The 17,675-nt window shown below is 44.6% G+C and carries 19 protein-coding genes; 15 read left to right on the top strand and 4 right to left on the bottom strand.

Going from position 1 to position 17,675, the window contains the following annotated elements; all coding sequences use genetic code 11:
* The first annotated feature begins 4 nt into the window (after nt 1-4).
* The 6 genes from mnmA (at nt 5) to NST79_RS14210 (ending at nt 5,185) form a co-directional block, all read left to right on the top strand.
* Entirely contained in the window at nt 5-1,120 is a 1,116-nt protein-coding gene (mnmA, locus tag NST79_RS14235) for a tRNA 2-thiouridine(34) synthase MnmA (protein ID WP_212058943.1), read from the top strand.
* Nucleotides 1,121-1,205: 85 nt separating this feature from the next.
* Nucleotides 1,206-1,826, top strand: a complete 621-nt coding sequence (locus NST79_RS14230; protein WP_202926392.1) for a tetratricopeptide repeat protein — start codon at nt 1,206-1,208, stop codon at nt 1,824-1,826.
* A 24-nt stretch (nt 1,827-1,850) separates the two neighbouring features.
* Complete coding sequence (locus NST79_RS14225) at nt 1,851-4,247, top strand: ATP-dependent RecD-like DNA helicase (protein WP_212058940.1); 2,397 nt, start codon at nt 1,851-1,853, stop codon at nt 4,245-4,247.
* Nucleotides 4,248-4,304: 57 nt separating this feature from the next.
* The gene (locus NST79_RS14220) at nt 4,305-4,829 is read left to right on the top strand and encodes a PRC-barrel domain-containing protein (protein ID WP_010886583.1); all 525 of its coding nucleotides are present in this window, start codon (nt 4,305-4,307) and stop codon (nt 4,827-4,829) included.
* An 11-nt stretch (nt 4,830-4,840) separates the two neighbouring features.
* Nucleotides 4,841-5,032 carry a hypothetical protein gene (locus NST79_RS14215; RefSeq protein ID WP_003225893.1) on the top strand — a complete coding sequence of 64 codons (192 nt, stop codon included), beginning with the start codon at nt 4,841-4,843 and terminating at the stop codon, nt 5,030-5,032.
* A gap of 21 nt (nt 5,033-5,053) precedes the next feature.
* Nucleotides 5,054-5,185, top strand: coding sequence for a YrzQ family protein (locus NST79_RS14210; RefSeq protein WP_003229780.1), 132 nt, complete (start codon nt 5,054-5,056; stop codon nt 5,183-5,185).
* Nucleotides 5,186-5,219: 34 nt separating this feature from the next.
* On the opposite strand, the gene NST79_RS14205 is transcribed toward NST79_RS14210, so the two are convergent.
* Genes NST79_RS14205 through NST79_RS14190 form a run of 4 tightly spaced genes read right to left on the bottom strand, consistent with a single transcriptional unit; the run spans nt 5,220 to nt 8,174 of the window.
* A complete protein-coding gene (locus NST79_RS14205) occupies nt 5,220-5,876 on the bottom strand; it encodes an amino acid ABC transporter permease (protein WP_003229784.1) in 657 nt (218 codons plus the stop codon).
* A gap of 16 nt (nt 5,877-5,892) precedes the next feature.
* The gene (locus tag NST79_RS14200; protein WP_038829647.1) at nt 5,893-6,543 is read right to left on the bottom strand and encodes an amino acid ABC transporter permease; all 651 of its coding nucleotides are present in this window, start codon (nt 6,541-6,543) and stop codon (nt 5,893-5,895) included.
* A 60-nt stretch (nt 6,544-6,603) separates the two neighbouring features.
* The gene (glnH, locus tag NST79_RS14195; protein WP_212058938.1) at nt 6,604-7,425 is read right to left on the bottom strand and encodes a transporter substrate-binding domain-containing protein; all 822 of its coding nucleotides are present in this window, start codon (nt 7,423-7,425) and stop codon (nt 6,604-6,606) included.
* 20 nt (nt 7,426-7,445) lie between these two features.
* Entirely contained in the window at nt 7,446-8,174 is a 729-nt protein-coding gene (locus NST79_RS14190; RefSeq protein WP_212058936.1) for an amino acid ABC transporter ATP-binding protein, read from the bottom strand.
* 156 nt (nt 8,175-8,330) lie between these two features.
* Between NST79_RS14190 and NST79_RS14185 the strand changes: the two genes are divergently transcribed.
* From NST79_RS14185 to NST79_RS14145, 9 genes are all read left to right on the top strand, one after another.
* Nucleotides 8,331-9,392: an AI-2E family transporter gene (locus NST79_RS14185; RefSeq protein WP_038429392.1), complete on the top strand. Its 1,062-nt coding sequence runs from the start codon at nt 8,331-8,333 to the stop codon at nt 9,390-9,392.
* Nucleotides 9,393-9,722: 330 nt separating this feature from the next.
* On the top strand, nt 9,723-12,359 hold the full coding sequence (gene alaS, locus NST79_RS14180; protein ID WP_043856897.1) for an alanine--tRNA ligase: 2,637 nt from the start codon (nt 9,723-9,725) through the stop codon (nt 12,357-12,359).
* Between the two features lie 84 nt (nt 12,360-12,443).
* Entirely contained in the window at nt 12,444-12,710 is a 267-nt protein-coding gene (locus NST79_RS14175; RefSeq protein ID WP_003225903.1) for an IreB family regulatory phosphoprotein, read from the top strand.
* Nucleotides 12,711-12,717: 7 nt separating this feature from the next.
* Nucleotides 12,718-13,134, top strand: coding sequence for a Holliday junction resolvase RuvX (gene ruvX / locus NST79_RS14170; RefSeq protein ID WP_003229795.1), 417 nt, complete (start codon nt 12,718-12,720; stop codon nt 13,132-13,134).
* Nucleotides 13,135-13,151: 17 nt separating this feature from the next.
* Entirely contained in the window at nt 13,152-13,433 is a 282-nt protein-coding gene (locus NST79_RS14165; RefSeq protein ID WP_003246199.1) for a DUF1292 domain-containing protein, read from the top strand.
* A 130-nt stretch (nt 13,434-13,563) separates the two neighbouring features.
* Nucleotides 13,564-14,646 carry an endolytic transglycosylase MltG gene (mltG, locus tag NST79_RS14160; RefSeq protein ID WP_014477501.1) on the top strand — a complete coding sequence of 361 codons (1,083 nt, stop codon included), beginning with the start codon at nt 13,564-13,566 and terminating at the stop codon, nt 14,644-14,646.
* Between the two features lie 151 nt (nt 14,647-14,797).
* The gene (locus NST79_RS14155; RefSeq protein WP_014480416.1) at nt 14,798-15,451 is read left to right on the top strand and encodes an O-methyltransferase; all 654 of its coding nucleotides are present in this window, start codon (nt 14,798-14,800) and stop codon (nt 15,449-15,451) included.
* Nucleotides 15,452-15,456: 5 nt separating this feature from the next.
* Nucleotides 15,457-16,386 (top strand): peptidase U32 family protein, encoded by a 930-nt coding sequence (locus NST79_RS14150; RefSeq protein WP_070547588.1) that lies wholly within the window; start codon nt 15,457-15,459, stop codon nt 16,384-16,386.
* Nucleotides 16,387-16,404: 18 nt separating this feature from the next.
* Nucleotides 16,405-17,673: a U32 family peptidase gene (locus tag NST79_RS14145; protein ID WP_003229802.1), complete on the top strand. Its 1,269-nt coding sequence runs from the start codon at nt 16,405-16,407 to the stop codon at nt 17,671-17,673.
* The last annotated feature ends 2 nt before the right edge of the window (nt 17,674-17,675 follow it).

The following is a 17,675-nucleotide window of genomic DNA, read 5'->3' as shown; positions in this document are numbered from 1 at the left end:
TGAAATGGAAAAACGGCCGGAGGATACAAGAGTCGTCGTCGGCATGTCCGGCGGAGTAGACTCATCTGTGGCGGCCCTGCTGTTAAAAGAACAGGGCTATGATGTAATCGGAATCTTTATGAAAAATTGGGACGATACGGACGAAAACGGTTTTTGCACGGCGACAGAGGATTATGAAGATGTGATCCGCGTCTGCAACCAAATCGGAATTCCGTATTATGCCGTAAACTTTGAAAAGCAATATTATGAGAAGGTATTTCAATACTTCCTTGATGAATATAAAGCAGGCAGAACACCAAACCCGGATGTACTGTGCAACAAAGAAATTAAATTCAAGGCCTTTTTGGAGCATGCATTGTCACTTGGCGCCGACTATTTAGCGACTGGCCACTATGCAAGAGTAGACAGAAGCGGCGGAAAAGTCAGAATGCTGCGCGGCATTGATGAAAACAAGGATCAAACGTACTTCTTGAATCAGCTGACAGAAGATACGCTGAGCAAAGTCATGTTCCCGATCGGCGAACTTCAAAAAAGCCGTGTGCGTGAAATCGCCAAAGAAGCAGAACTTGCAACGGCGACGAAAAAAGACAGTACAGGCATCTGCTTTATCGGCGAACGCAACTTCAAAACGTTTCTCAGCCAATATCTCCCTGCACAGCCGGGCGATATGATGACGATGGACGGTGAAGTAAAAGGCCGTCACGACGGGTTGATGTATTACACGATCGGACAGCGTCACGGCCTTGGCATCGGCGGAAGCGGCGAGCCGTGGTTTGCGGTAGGCAAAGATCTTGAAAAGAACATCCTCTACGTGGATCAAGGGTTCCATAACCCGCTTTTATATTCTGACAAAATCACAGCAACAAATATCAGCTGGGTACGTTCGGATATCATGAAGGGCGAAGAGATTTCCTGCACGGCTAAATTCCGTTACCGCCAAGAAGATCATAAAGTAACGGTGCGCATGACTGGCGAAGGTGAAGCGGAAGTCATCTTTGATGAAAAAGTCCGTGCTGTAACGCCGGGACAAGCCGTTGTCTTCTATGACGGCGAAGAATGTCTTGGCGGCGGGACAATTGATGATGTGTACAAAGATGGAACAAAATTGTGGTACGTATAAAAGATGAAAAACCTCAACACTGAGTTGGGGTTTTTTAATGAAAGGAAGATGATCGGTGGATTATAATCAACTCGGTATAGAGGCGATGCAGGAAGGCGATTACGAGAAAGCGGCAGAGGCATTTACAAAAGCGATTGAAGAAAATAAAGAAGACGCGATTCCGTATATCAATTTTGCCAACCTGCTTTCATCCGTAAACGAGCTGGAACGTGCGCTTGCGTTTTATGATAAAGCGCTTGAATTAGACAATAGCGCAGCCACTGCTTATTATGGAGCAGGAAATGTCTATGTTGTAAAAGAAATGTACAAAGAAGCCAAAGACATGTTTGAAAAAGCGCTTCGTGCGGGGATGGAAAACGGCGACCTGTTTTACATGCTCGGAACGGTGCTTGTCAAGCTCGAACAGCCTAAGCTTGCACTGCCATATTTACAAAGAGCGGTCGAACTGAATGAAAACGATACGGAAGCGCGTTTTCAATTCGGGATGTGCTTAGCCAACGAGGGCATGCTGGACGAAGCGCTCAGCCAATTCGCAGCTGTAACAGAGCAAGACCCGGGGCATGCAGATGCATTTTATAATGCCGGTGTCGCTTATGCTTATAAAGAAAACCGAGAAAAAGCGCTGGAAATGCTGGACAAGGCAATCGATATCCAGCCAGATCATATGCTTGCGCTTCATGCTAAAAAACTGATTGATCCATCATAACAGGCACAGGAGGAGGGACAGCTCGTGCAGCAGCATCCGGATCAGCTTAAACTGGAGGAAGAGCCCTATTTAAAAGGGACAGTCAACACAGTCATCTATCATAATGACACCAATTTATATACGGTTCTGAAAGTGAAAGTCACAGAGACCTCCGAAGCCATTGAAGATAAAGCCGTATCCGTGACGGGCTACTTCCCTGCGCTTCAAGAAGAAGAGACCTATACGTTTTACGGAAAGATCGTAACCCATCCAAAATTCGGGCTCCAATTTCAGGCGGAGCATTTCAAAAAGGAGATTCCAACGACTAAGGAAGGCATCATTCAATATTTATCGAGTGATTTATTCGAGGGAATCGGCAAAAAAACTGCTGAAGAAATTGTGAAAAAGCTGGGAGACAGCGCCATTAATAAAATATTGGCTGACGCTTCAGTGCTTTATGATGTTCCCAGACTCTCAAAAAAGAAAGCCGACACGCTGGCCGGTGCATTGCAGCGGCATCAGGGACTGGAGCAAATCATGATTTCCTTGAATCAGTTTGGTTTTGGCCCGCAGCTGTCTATGAAAATCTATCAAGCCTATGAATCCGAGACGCTTGAAAAGATTCAGGAAAATCCTTATCAGCTTGTGAAGGATGTAGAAGGCATCGGGTTTGGGAAAGCAGATGAGCTGGGCAGCAGAATGGGTCTTTCGGGTAACCATCCTGAGCGGGTAAAAGCTGCTATTTTGTACACGCTTGAAACGACTTGTCTGTCAGAGGGGCACACGTACATAGAAACGGAACAGCTGATCATTGACACCCAATCTCTGTTAAACCAGTCAGCAAGGGAAGGACAGCGCATCACAGAAATGGATGCCGCTAACGCGATTATTGCCCTTGGAGAAAATAAAGACATTGTCATTGAAGATGGCCGCTGTTATTTTCCGTCGCTGTTTTACGCAGAACAAAACGTTGCAAAGCGTGTGAAACATATCGCTAGCCAAACCGAATATGAGAACCAGTTTCCCGAATCAGAGTTTTTGCTCGCGTTGGGAGAACTGGAAGAACGGATGGACGTTCAGTATGCCCCCAGCCAGAAGGAAGCGATTCAAAAAGCCCTTTCCTCGCCGATGCTTCTTTTAACAGGCGGCCCGGGAACAGGAAAAACGACGGTAATCAGAGGGATTGTCGAGCTCTACGGAGAGCTTCACGGTGTGTCACTAGACCCGTCAGCTTATAAAAAGGATGAAGCTTTTCCGATTGTTTTGGCCGCTCCGACAGGGAGAGCAGCAAAACGGATGAGTGAATCAACGGGACTCCCTGCAGTTACGATACACAGGCTGCTTGGCTGGAACGGCGCTGAAGGCTTTACTCATACAGAGGATCAGCCGATCGAAGGGAAGCTGTTAATTATCGATGAAGCCAGTATGCTTGATATATGGCTGGCGAATCATTTGTTCAAGGCGATCCCTGATCATATACAAATCATCATTGTCGGAGACGAAGACCAGCTGCCTTCCGTCGGTCCGGGACAAGTGCTCAGAGACCTGCTGGCATCCCAGGTGATTCCGACTGTGAGACTGACAGACATCTATCGCCAGGCAGAAGGGTCATCAATCGTCGAGCTTGCCCACCAGATGAAAAATGGATTGCTGCCGAACAATTTGACTGCCCCGACAAAGGACCGTTCCTTTATTCGTTGCGGCGGGTCGCAAATCAAAGAAGTAGTTGAGAAGGTTGTCGCCAATGCATTGAAAAAAGGCTATACAGCAAAGGACATTCAGGTCCTCGCTCCGATGTACAGAGGAAAAGCCGGCATTAATGAATTGAATGTGATGCTGCAGGACATTTTAAATCCTCCTAAAGAAAAACGGAGAGAATTGAAGTTCGGGGATGTTGTCTACAGAACCGGAGATAAAATTTTGCAGCTTGTCAATCAGCCGGAAAACAATGTGTTCAACGGAGATATTGGCGAAATCACGTCGATATTTTATGCAAAGGAAAATACAGAAAAAGAAGACATGGCCGTCGTTTCTTTTGACGGCAATGAAATGACATTTACGAAAAAAGATTTTAATCAATTTACCCATGCGTATTGCTGTTCTATTCATAAATCGCAGGGAAGTGAATTTCCGATTGTGGTTTTGCCTATTGTGAAAGGCTATTATAGAATGCTCAGAAGAAACCTTCTTTATACCGCGATTACAAGAGCGAAGAAATTTCTCATTTTATGCGGGGAAGAGGAGGCGCTGGAGTGGGGCGTGAAAAATAATGATGCAACTGTCAGACAGACCTCCTTGAAAAACAGGCTGTCCGTACAGGTTGAGGAAATGGATGCCGAGCTTGAAGCTTTGCAAAAAGAGCTCCCGTTCAGCGTACACGACGCCAACATTGGCATGGAAGGCATTACACCATTCGATTTTATGAAAGAAGAACAGCAATAAAATGCTCCCGTGCAAGCGGGAGTTTTTTTTCATTTGCAGTGGAATTGATTTCATCGTATGAGTCTAAGGCGCAAAGCAAAACCTAAGCCTGTTCAACAAAAGGTGGTTGATCACACTTTGAGAACATGCCATGAAGTAGAAGGATTCCCAGTATACTCAGAACGAACTTCTAGTTATCTCGGGACAATTTCCGATATTTGTTTTTCTCTGAAAGGAGATTGTCTTGGGTTTATTCTTGCACAAAAACGCTTTTTGCATCATCATCATGCGCTATTACGGGCGTGTGATATCTCTTCCATTTTTGATGACCGCATATTGGCTTCGGTCAGTTCAGAACAGCTTTTGCCTCTTCCGAAATCATGCTTCACATACGAGCAGATGAAGATGAAGCTTGTGAAATCGCAAGAGGGGGATATATTGGGGATGCTGGAAGATGTATACTTTTGTTTGGACAGGGGCATAATCGTAGCATATGAACTCTCGGACGGTTTCTTTTCTGACCTGGCGGGAAGCAAGCGCCAGATCCAAAGAGCGGATTCGCTTGTCGAGGTGCGGAAAGACGAGATCGTTCTGAACGGATAGAGGTGTGAGGTATGCTTATATGCCCGAATTGCAAAAGTAAGGATATCGGCAAAATCGGCGTGAACCAATATTATTGCTGGGGCTGTTTTATTGAACTGACAGTGGCGAAAGGGAAGATTGCAACTCATCAGGTGGAAGAAGACGGAACGTTAAGCAGCTTGGATGATTTGTTTTCTGAGGATGAACGCAGCATCAATTTTTAATCATGAAAGGAGATGCGCAGGATGAATCGGACGATGACTTCTCTTTTGGCAATGGGAGCCGGAGCTCTCGTGTACCGAATGGCGACTCAATCTGACATGCTGAATAATCGAAGCATGAAGCGGATGAGAAGAAGAATTACGAAAATGTTTTAATGCAAAAAGGATACTCTCCAAAGAGTATCCTTTTCTATGTTTGCCGGACCTCGAGGCGTCTTGCTGCGAGTGAAAGGCTGTAGTTGACTGCGAAATACATAAGGGCCGCAAGTAAAAAGATCGGGAAAAAATAACTGCCGTCTGCGCTTTGGCCGTTAATAATTTGCGCGTTGTGAATCAGTTCAGGCAGGGCGATCACAACAGCGAGCGATGTATCTTTTAATAAAGAAATAAACTGGCTTACGATGGGCGGAACCATGCGGCGAAGCGCTTGCGGCATAACGATAAAGAACAGGGTCTGTGTATAGCTCAGCCCGGAGGAGCGCGCCGCTTCAATTTGTCCTTTGTCAATTGATTTCAGTCCGCTTCGGATAATTTCAGATAGCATAGCCGATTCAAAAATCGTTAGTGCTGTAATTGCAGCAGCTGTAATTTCAAGCTTAATACCAATTTCCGGAAGGGCAAAAAACGTAAAGAAAATAATTAACAGCAAGGGGAGGTTTCTGATCGTTTCAACGAGAACCGCAATCAATTGAGAAAGAACGGGAACTTTCGCATATCGCAGGGTGCCTGCGATTAAACCGAAGAAAAAGCTCAGAATGATGGAGATGAAAGCAACGTACAAGGTGACGAGAAAGCCATCCCATAAAAACGCTAAATGCTCCTGTGAATAAGCACCGATGAAATCCAATGTAACTCACTCCTTATCAATAGCTTTTTTCCAGCCGTTTTTCCAGATAGTTAACACCGATGCTAAGCGGAATCGTCAGCACTAAGTAAAAAAGCGCCACAAAAATATAAACATCAAATACAACGAGTGTGCTCGACGAAACTAAATCGGCTTGGTACATAAGATCCAATCCGGCCACAACCCCAAGAATCGAAGAGTTTTTGACTAAGTTTAAAAATTGATTGCCTAAAGGCGGAATGACGATTTTGATTGCCTGCGGCAAAATGATATGGAGCATGGCTTGGCTGTAGGTAAAGCCTGACGAGCGTGCCGCTTCCATCTGCCCTTTTGAAACAGACTGGATTCCTGCTCTGATGGCTTCAGCGATAAACGCAGAGGTATAAATGGTGAGAGCAACCGTTCCCGCTTGAAAACCGTCAAGCCTCAGGCCTGCGTTTGGAAGTCCGAAATAGAAAACAAAGGTAATTAAAAGAAGAGGGATGTTGCGGATGAATTCTACATATGCGGTCCCGAGCCATTGCAGCGGCTTAAAGACTGTTATTCTCATAACCGCTACAGCAACGCCGAGGACAAAACTGCCGGCCAGCGCGATAACACTTGCAAGCAAGGTATGGTAAAAACCGTCCATATACATGCCGAAGTTATCGAAAAGAATTGACACATTCATCTGCCTATTCACTCCTTATCAAATTGGGATGAGCATCGCCTGCTCATCCCGGGATGGTTGTTATTCAGCTGGGTCTTCTTTGATCCATTTTTTATAAATTTCATCGTATCTGCCATCCGACTTCATCTTTTTAAGTGAAGCGTTGATTTCTTTCGCGAGAGCAGATTGCCCTTTTTTCACGGCGATCCCGTAAGGCTCATCTGTAAAAGGCTTTCCTGTTAATTGATAATTTTTATTTTCATCAGCCATTCCATATAAAATCGCATTATCTGTGGTGAGGGCATCGCCTTGCCCCGATTTAAGGGCTGTAAAGGCTTCTGCGTAGTTTTCAAATTCTAAAACAGATGCTTCAGGCACCTTTTCACGAATGTTTTGAGAGGAGGTGGAGCCTTTTACTGCAAGAACTTTTGAGCCTTTGCCAAGATTCTCGACACTCTTGATTTTGCTGCCTTTTTTCACGAGAAGCGATTGCCCGGCCTCGAAATAGACATCAGAAAAGTCAACTTCCTTTTTTCGTTCATCAGTGATCGTCATTGTGGCGACAATGGCGTCGATATCCCCGTTTTGCAGCATAGGAATCCTTGTTTTTGAGGTGACCTCTTTAAATTCAGCTTTTTTCTCATCACCTAAAATGTCTTTAGCGATTTGTTTGGCAATATCAATATCAAAACCCTCAATCTCACCTGAGCTTGGATTTTTAAGACCGAACAGTCGAGTGTCCGTTTTTACGCCGAAGACAATTTTGTCATTGTCTTTAATGGCGGCTAGCGTATCTTTTTTGCTCTCCTTTGAGGCTTCTCCGTTTGATCCCTTGCTGCCGCAAGCGGCAAGCAAGATGACAGCGAATAAAGAAATCAATGCTAAAGAAAAAATCTTTTTCATACAAGCTCCCCCATTCTGTTTTAATGATTTAAAATACGGCTTAAGAATAAGCGGGCCCGTTCTTCCTTTGGGTTCGCGTAAAACTCAGCCGGCATTGCTTCTTCTAAAATTTTTCCTTCGTCAATGAAGACAATCCGATCGGCAACTTCTTTGGCAAACCCCATTTCGTGTGTCACGACAACCATTGTCATGCCTTCTTTGGCGAGTGTTTTCATGACATCTAGCACCTCACCGATCATTTCAGGATCAAGTGCTGATGTCGGCTCGTCAAACAGCATGACCTCCGGCTTCATCGCCAGTCCTCTTGCGATGGCAACACGCTGCTGCTGCCCGCCGGAAAGCTGGGAAGGATAGGCGTCAGCCTTGTCTGGGATGCCGACTTTTTCAAGATAGTACCGCGCCGTTTCCTTTGCTTGTTCAGGTGGTTGTCTAAGCACTTTTACCGGAGCCAGCATGATGTTCTGCAGCACTGTTTTATGCGGATATAAATGAAAGTGCTGAAACACCATCCCGATATTTTGCCGCACTTGATTGATATCAGTTTTTCTGTCGTTAATGGCGGTGCCGTTTACTGTAAGCACTCCCTCATTGATCGACTCAAGTCTGTTGATGCATCTGAGCAATGTGCTTTTACCGGAACCGGATGGGCCGATGATAACAACGACTTCACCTTTTTCGATTTGAAGATTAATTTGTTTTAACACGTGAAAATCTCCGTAATGCTTGTTTACATTTTGAAATGTGATCATCGCAATCCTCCTATCAGAAAATTTGACCAAAAAAGTAAATGATCAAACTTTTCTGAAAATTAAAAGTGAAAAAATGTCCATGACTTCTGACTGACTAAAGAAACATAAAGAATAATTCCGTGTAAACCTCAAAAGATATAGGTGAGGTGAAAGCAGATGCTCCAAAAACCGGTGCAGCTTTTGTTGTGGGTGGCTATTTGTTTGCTGGTTCTGTTAACAGTCTATGTCTTTTTTATGCTTGATATGTTATGGTCACCCTTTTGGCTCGTCATAAAAACGATCTTTATTCCCTTGATCATTTCTATTTTTATATCTTATTTATTGCTTCCGGTCACGGAATGGCTGCATAGCAAAGGATTGCCTAGGACTTTGAGCATCTTGGTTATTTATGTTCTTTTTTTTGGCGGGATTGGCTGGGCGTTGTATAAAGGGGTGCCTGTTTTAATCGTGCAGCTGACGGATTTGTCAGAAAATATACCCATGTTTGCCGAAACGTATAACGGGCTTCTTCTTCATGTGCATAACCATACGGATGACTGGCCTGATGGTATGCATCACCGTATAGATAAAATGATCCGCCAAACGGAGGCGTTTTTTGCGGGAACGATCGAGGGTGCGATCAGCGGGATCCGCAATGTGCTTGATTACTTCTTAATTGCTGCAACAATCCCTTTTCTCGTGTTTTATATGGTGAAGGACATTGAATTAATGAAAAAGACAGTATGGTACTTGACTCCGAAGTCGTGGAGAAAGCGGGGCAGCGCCTTTTTGCGGGATGTGGATGATTCGCTTGGCGATTATATCCGCGGCCAGCTTTTGGTCTGCTTGATTCTTGGCGTGATTGCAGGCATTTCGTTCTGGGTATTTGGGCTTCCATATCCGCTGATACTTGGCCTTATCTCTGGAGTAACAAATGTCATCCCGTATTTTGGCCCTTTCATCGGAGCTGTTCCTGCGTTGTTAATTGCGATGACGATCTCAGTGAAGGCGGTTCTTGTTGTGGTGATTACGGTGTTTATTCTGCAGTTTATGGAAGGAAATATCCTCAGTCCGTTCATTGTCGGCAGAAGCCTTAAAATGCATCCGGTCGTTATCATGCTTGCACTCCTTGCCGGAGGGGAGCTTGCGGGAATCGTCGGGATGATTCTGGCTGTTCCTGCGACGGCTGTTTTAAAAGTAATGGTGATCCATTTTTTGCGGATGAGGACGGAGCATTGACATCGGCGTGCCGCTTGTCTATAATTTCTCGTAGAATACATACGAATCTCGAGTGACGGATCTGAGTACGCCGAAGCCCTGTTAAAGAGAGAAGCTCCATAAGCTGAAAGGAGCTTTATCAGAAGATCGGAGGAAGCTAATCCTGAGTGCAGTTAATCACTGCCGCTTATCCTGCGTTACAGGGTTAAAGGTGACGGGCGCATGAATGCCCGTAATCAGGGTGGTACCGCGAGACAGCTCTCGTCCCTGTGTAAACGTTGGTTTGCATAGGGGGAGGGCTTTTTTGCTGTCACTGAAGAGAATTTCGATTTTTATAGAGGAGGAAATACAATGAAACACTTAACTTCTGCGGAAGTGCGTCAAATGTTTTTGGATTTCTTTAAAGAAAAAGGACATGCGGTAGAGCCAAGCGCGTCATTAGTGCCTCATGAGGATCCTTCACTGCTTTGGATCAACAGCGGTGTTGCGACGCTGAAAAAATATTTTGACGGCCGTGTCGTGCCGGAAAATCCAAGAATCGTAAACGCTCAAAAAGCGATCAGAACAAACGATATAGAAAATGTAGGTAAAACTGCGCGCCATCACACTTTCTTTGAAATGCTCGGAAACTTTTCCATCGGCGATTATTTCAAAGAAGAAGCCATTACATGGGCTTGGGAGTTTTTAACGAGCGACAAGTGGATTGGCTTCGACAAAGAGCTTCTCTCTGTTACGGTTCATCCTGAAGATGAAGAGGCATATGAGTTTTGGGCGAAAAAAATCGGTATTCCTGAAGAAAGAATTATCCGTCTGGAAGGGAACTTCTGGGATATCGGTGAAGGGCCGAGCGGACCGAATACGGAAATCTTTTACGACCGCGGTGAAGCATACGGTAATGATCCAGAAGATCCGGAGCTTTACCCAGGCGGGGAAAACGACCGTTACCTGGAAGTATGGAACCTTGTGTTCTCAGAGTTCAACCATAACCCTGACGGCACGTACACACCGCTTCCAAAGAAAAATATTGATACAGGCATGGGTCTTGAAAGAATGGTATCTGTCATCCAGAATGTTCCGACAAACTTTGACACCGATTTGTTTATTCCGATCATCAAAGCAACAGAATCGATTTCTGGTGAAACATATGGCAAAGACAATGTGAAAGACACTGCGTTTAAAGTGATTGCTGACCATATCAGAACGGTTGCCTTTGCTGTCAGTGACGGTGCGCTGCCGTCAAATGAAGGCCGCGGCTATGTATTAAGACGCTTATTACGCCGTGCCGTGCGTTATGCCAAAACGATCAACATCCATCGTCCGTTCATGTTTGATTTAGTGCCGGTTGTCGCAGAAATCATGGCTGATTTCTATCCTGAAGTGAAAGAGAAAGCGGATTTCATCGCAAAAGTCATTAAAACCGAGGAAGAACGCTTCCATGAGACCCTTAATGAAGGGCTTGCGATCCTGTCAGAAATGATCAAAAAAGAAAAAGACAAGGGCAGCAGCGTTATCTCAGGTGCTGATGTGTTTAAACTGTATGATACGTATGGATTCCCGGTTGAATTGACTGAAGAATACGCAGAAGACGAGAACATGGCGGTTGATCATGAGGGTTTTGAGGAGGAAATGAACCAGCAGCGTGAACGGGCAAGAAACGCCCGCCAGGATGTCGGCAGCATGCAGGTGCAGGGCGGCGCACTGCGCGACGTGACAGATGAAAGCACATTTGTCGGCTACTCTCAAACCAAAGCTGATGCCAATATCATTGTGCTTCTTCAGGACGGCCAACTAATCGAAGAGGCTCATGAAGGAGAAAGCGTTCAAATCATTCTTGATGAAACACCGTTCTATGCAGAAAGCGGCGGCCAAATTGGCGATAAAGGCTATCTCCGAAGCGAGCAGGCAGTTGTAAGAATTAAAGATGTTCAAAAAGCGCCGAATGGCCAGCATGTGCATGAAGGTGTTGTGGAGAGCGGCACTGTTCAAAAAGGCCTGCATGTTACGGCTGAAGTTGAAGACCATATGAGAAGCGGCGTCATTAAAAACCACACGGCAACGCATTTATTGCATCAGGCTCTAAAAGATGTTCTTGGAACTCATGTCAATCAGGCGGGCTCTCTTGTAACGGAAAACCGTCTTCGTTTTGACTTCTCGCACTTTGGCCAAGTAACAAAAGAAGAGCTCGAACAAATTGAAAGAATCGTAAACGAAAAGATCTGGGCGAGCATCCCGGTCAGCATTGATTTGAAACCGATCGCTGAAGCAAAAGAAATGGGTGCGATGGCACTGTTCGGCGAAAAATATGGCGATATTGTCCGTGTCGTTCAAGTTGGAGATTACAGCTTAGAGCTGTGCGGCGGCTGCCATGTCAGAAATACAGCAGAAATCGGCTTGTTTAAAATCGTTTCTGAATCTGGAATCGGCGCAGGCACAAGACGGATTGAAGCTGTAACGGGACAAGGCGCTTACGTCGAAATGAACAGCCAGATTTCTGTATTGAAGCAGACCGCTGACGAGCTGAAAACAAATATCAAAGAAGTGCCGAAACGGGTCGCGGCTCTGCAGGCTGAACTGAAGGAAGCGCAAAGAGAAAATGAATCTCTTCTTGCAAAACTAGGCAACGTGGAAGCAGGAGCAATCCTGTCGAAAGTAAAAGAAGTTGACGGCGTAAACGTGCTTGCGGCAAAAGTAAATGCAAAAGACATGAATCATCTCCGCACAATGGTCGATGAACTCAAAGCAAAGCTTGGCTCTGCGGTGATCGTGCTTGGTGCGGTACAAAACGATAAAGTTAATATCTCTGCCGGAGTCACAAAGGACCTCATTGAGAAAGGACTTCACGCCGGCAAGCTGGTTAAACAAGCTGCGGAAGTTTGCGGCGGAGGCGGCGGAGGCCGTCCGGACATGGCGCAGGCAGGCGGCAAACAGCCGGAAAAATTAGAAGAAGCTTTGGCTTCTGTAGAAGATTGGGTGAAATCCGTTTTATAATTCGCCCATGTAGTGTAGAATGATGGTAAGATTAGGACCCCAGGCTGAACTTTGCCTGCGAATTTGGGAAAGAGGTGCAAAACGGTGAGCTCGTTTGATAAAACGATGAAATTTAATTTCTCCGATGATTCTGCTGAGACTAACGTAAATGAGGTGCTGATTACAGTGTATGACGCGCTTCAGGAAAAGGGCTACAATCCAATCAACCAGATTGTCGGATACTTGCTGTCAGGTGATCCCGCTTATATTCCTAGGCATCGTGACGCTCGCAATTTAATTCGCAAACTTGAAAGAGACGAATTAATCGAGGAATTGGTAAAGTCTTATTTAGAACAGCATAAAGAGGCGTAAATAAAGAATGAGAATATTAGGACTCGATTTAGGAACCAAAACACTCGGTGTAGCTCTGAGCGATGAAATGGGCTGGACTGCTCAAGGCATTGAGACCATAAAGATAAATGAAGCAGAAGGCGATTATGGTTTATCCCGTTTATCTGAACTGATAAAGGACTATACTATAGATAAAATCGTGCTCGGCTTTCCTAAGAACATGAACGGAACAGTCGGCCCGAGAGGCGAAGCCAGCCAAACATTTGCGAAAGTGCTTGAAACAACGTACAATGTTCCTGTTGTGCTGTGGGACGAGCGTCTTACCACAATGGCGGCTGAAAAAATGCTGATTGCAGCTGACGTCAGCAGGCAAAAACGAAAAAAAGTCATTGATAAAATGGCGGCTGTTATGATTTTACAAGGATATCTTGACAGCTTAAATTAAAGCCAGAGGTGAAGAAAATGGAACACGGCGAAAAAAATATTACAATTGTTGACGATCAAGGAAATGAACAGCTTTGTGAAGTGCTGTTTACATTTGAAAACGAAGAGTTTGGCAAGTCTTATGTCTTGTACTATCCAATCGAATCAAAAGATGACGAAGAAGTAGAAATTCTTGCTTCCAGCTTCACGCCAAACGAAGACGGTGAAAACGGTGAGCTATTCCCGATTGAAACTGACGAAGAATGGGATATGATCGAAGAAACACTAAACACATTCTTAGCGGACGAAGACGAAGAGTAAAACATCGCGCCAAACCAAAGCCGGAGCTATACTGCTCCGGCTTTTTTCTGCTTTATGCAGGCCTCTTTTTGTAATAAATTGCCGAAATACAATGAATCATGTAGTATAAGAGCTGATGGGAGGAGACCTAATGTATATCAATCAGCAAAAAAAATCGTTTTTTAATAAAAAAAGAATCATACTGTCTTCCATTGTTGTGCTGTTTCTCATCATTGGCGGGGCATTTTTATATGGGAAATCATTGCTTGAACCTGTTGAAAAAGACAGTAAAACGACAGTTAATATTAACATTCCGAGCGGTTCGTCTGTTTCAGCCATCGCATCGATATTAAAGAAAAATGATGTCATAAAAAGCGAGAAGGCGTTTCAGTACTATGTGAAATATAAAGGTGCTTCCGGGTTTCAGGCCGGATTCTACCATTTGAATAAAGGTATGGATTTAGATGCCATTATTCAGAAGCTGACAAGCGGGGCTACAGGTTACGCTTTTCAAATCACAGTGACTGAGGGAGCACAGCTGACCCAAATCGCGGCTGCTATTGCGGATGAAACAAAATACTCTAAAAAACAAGTCATAGCGAAGCTGGACGATGAAACATTTATCAATCAGCTGAAGAAAGAATTCCCGGACACTGTGACAAATGATGTTTTCAATAAAAACATTAAGCACCCGCTTGAAGGGTACCTATTCCCGGCTACATACCCTTTTAACGATCCGGACACATCACTTGAAGACATTATCAAGGCAATGATTAAGCAGACAAATTCTTATGTGGAAACATATAAATCAGAAATGAAGAAAAACAAACTTTCTGTGCATAAGCTGCTGACAATGGCTTCTTTGATAGAAGAAGAAGCGACTGAAAAAGCCGACCGCCATAAAATTGCGAGCGTCTTTTATAACCGCCTGAAAAAGAAAATGCCGCTCCAAACAGATCCGACCGTCCTGTACGCGGCAGGCAAGCATAAAGATCGGGTTCTTTATAAGGATCTGGAAATCGATTCACCATACAATACGTATAAAAACACAGGGCTGACGCCAGGGCCGATTGCCAATGCCGGCATGTCATCATGGGAAGCGGCGCTGCATCCGGATAAAACGGACTATCTGTATTTCTTGGCCAAATCAAATGGTGAGGTCGTATTTACAAAAACGCTAAAAGAGCATAATAAAGCAAAAGAAAAATACATTTCCTCAAAAAATGAGAAATAAAAGGAGAGCAAAAAGCTCTCCTTTTGTTCGCTTTCCGCAAGGTTTTATGATAAAATATATCGGGTTGTTTACCGATGTATCATGATGTATTCAGAGAGTGTCCTGCGCATAAGACTGGGGCACTCCTTTTTAGAACGGGAGGCTGTTTGTAGTGACTGACCGGTATGAACAAATAAATGACTATATAGAAGCATTATTAAAGCCTCGGCCGGATAACGTGAAGAAGCTTGAAGCATATGCAGAAGAACATCATGTCCCGATTATGGAAAAAGCGGGCATGGAGGTGCTGCTTCAAATTTTGTCTGTGAAACAGCCGAAAAAAATACTAGAAATCGGAACGGCCATTGGTTATTCAGCCATTCGAATGGCGCTGGAGCTGCCGTCTGCTGAAATATATACAATTGAACGCAATGAGAAACGGCATGAAGAAGCGGTAAACAATATCAAGGAATTTCAGCTTGATGACCGGATTCATGTTTTTTACGGAGATGCGCTTGAATTAGCCGACGCCGTTCATGTAACCGCGCCTTACGATGTCATTTTTATTGACGCTGCAAAAGGTCAGTATCAAAACTTTTTTCATTTATATGAACCGATGCTTTCACCGGACGGGGTGATTATAACAGACAACGTGCTGTTTAAAGGTCTGGTGGCAGAGGATTACAGCAAAATAGAACCGAAGAGAAGGCGCAGGCTTGTAGCAAAAATTGATGAATATAATCATTGGCTGATGAATCATCCGGATTATCAAACTGCGATTATTCCTGTCGGGGACGGACTTGCGATTAGTAAAAAGAAGAGGTGAACGTCATGAAAAAACCAGAGCTCTTAGTGACGCCGACGAGTACAGCGGACATTTTGCCGCTCATACAGGCTGGGGCAACTGCGTTTTTAGTTGGGGAACAGAGATACGGCTTGAGATTAGCCGGAGAATTTTCTCGTGAAGATGTAACAAAAGCCGTAGAGATTGCTCACAAAGAAGGGGCAAAAATATACGTTGCTGTAAATGCAATTTTCCATAACGATAAAGTGGGTGAGCTTGGCGAATATCTGGCTTTCTTAGCAGAAGCCGGTGTCGATGCAGCGGTATTTGGCGATCCTGCCGTGCTGATGGCTGCCCGTGAATCTGCGCCTGATCTGAAGCTTCATTGGAGCACAGAAACGACAGGCACCAACTATTATACATGCAACTACTGGGGACGCAAGGGTGCGGCGCGTTCTGTGCTTGCCAGAGAATTAAACATGGACAGCATTGTTGAGATTAAAGAAAATGCGGAAGTCGAAATTGAAATCCAGGTGCATGGAATGACGTGCATGTTCCAATCGAAGCGTTCTTTGATTGGAAACTATTTTGAATATCAGGGCAAAGTCATGGACATTGAAAGAAAGAAAAAAGAATCAGGCATGTTTTTACACGATAAAGAACGTGATAATAAATATCCGATTTTCGAAGATGAAAACGGCACTCACATCATGAGCCCGAACGATGTGTGCATCATTGATGAGCTCGAGGAATTGATAGATGCCGGAATTGATTCTTTCAAAATCGATGGTGTTTTGAAAACGCCTGAATACCTAATAGAAGTCACCAAAATGTACAGAGAAGCAATTGATTTGTGCGTGGAAAACCGTGACGAATACGAAGCGAAAAAAGAAGACTGGATCGAACGCATTGAAAGCATCCAGCCAGTAAACAGAAAAATTGATACCGGATTCTTCTTCAAGGAAACGGTTTATTAATCAAAAGGAGGTTAAGCTATGACTGCCGTAAATGATAAAATATCCACAATCGTTAATGGAAAGCGTGTGATTACGAAAAAGCCGGAGCTTCTCGCACCTGCTGGTAATCTTGAAAAGCTGAAAATCGCTGTTCATTACGGAGCGGACGCGGTCTTTATCGGGGGACAGGAATACGGGCTTCGCTCGAATGCCGATAACTTTACGATCGAAGAAATTGCAGAAGGCGTTGAATTCGCAAAGAAATATGGCGCGAAGATCTACGTAACAACGAATATTTTCGCTCATAATGAAAACATGGACGGGCTTGAAGACTATTTAAAAGCGCTTGGAGACGCCAACGTTGCCGGTATTATTGTGGCAGATCCGCTTATTATTGAAACATGCCGCAGAGTGGCGCCGAATGTTGAGGTTCACTTGAGCACACAGCAGTCTCTTTCAAACTGGAAGGCTGTCCAGTTCTGGAAGGAAGAAGGTCTCGACCGCGTCGTGCTGGCACGTGAAACTAGCGCTCTTGAAATCAGAGAAATGAAAGAAAAGGTAGATATCGAAATCGAATCCTTCATTCATGGCGCAATGTGTATTGCATATTCCGGCCGCTGCGTGCTGAGCAATCACATGACAGCGCGGGATTCCAATCGCGGAGGCTGCTGCCAGTCATGCCGCTGGGATTATGATCTCTACCAAACAGACGGTGCCAACGCCGTTGCTTTGTATGGTGAAGAAGATGCACCATTTGCGATGAGCCCGAAAGATTTGAAGCTGATTGAATCCATTCCAAAAATGATTGAAATGGGGATCGACAGCTTAAAGATTGAAGGCCGCATGAAATCCATTCACTATGTAGCAACTGTTGTCAGCGTATACCGCAAAGTAATCGATGCTTATTGCGCTGATCCAGAAAACTTTGTGATTCAAAAAGAATGGCTTGAAGAGCTTGATAAGTGCGCCAACAGGGACACTGCGACAGCTTTCTTTGAAGGAACGCCAGGCTATGAAGAGCAAATGTTCGGCGAACACGCCAAGAAAACGACATATGATTTTGTCGGCTTAGTGCTGAATTATGATGAAGATACACAAATGGTCACGCTTCAGCAGCGCAATTTCTTCAAAAAAGGCGACGAAGTGGAATTTTTCGGTCCAGAAATCGAAAACTTTACACATACGATTGAAACCATTTGGGACGAAGACGGAAATGAGCTAGATGCTGCCCGCCATCCCCTGCAAATTGTCAAATTCAAACTAGACAAAAAGATTTATCCGAGCAACATGATGAGAAAGGGGAAGTAACA

The organism is Bacillus sp. PS196 (assembly GCF_037963555.1).
In the GTDB taxonomy this organism is placed as follows: Bacteria; Bacillota; Bacilli; order Bacillales; family Bacillaceae; genus Bacillus; species Bacillus subtilis.
This window is presented reverse-complemented; position numbering and strand designations above follow the sequence as displayed.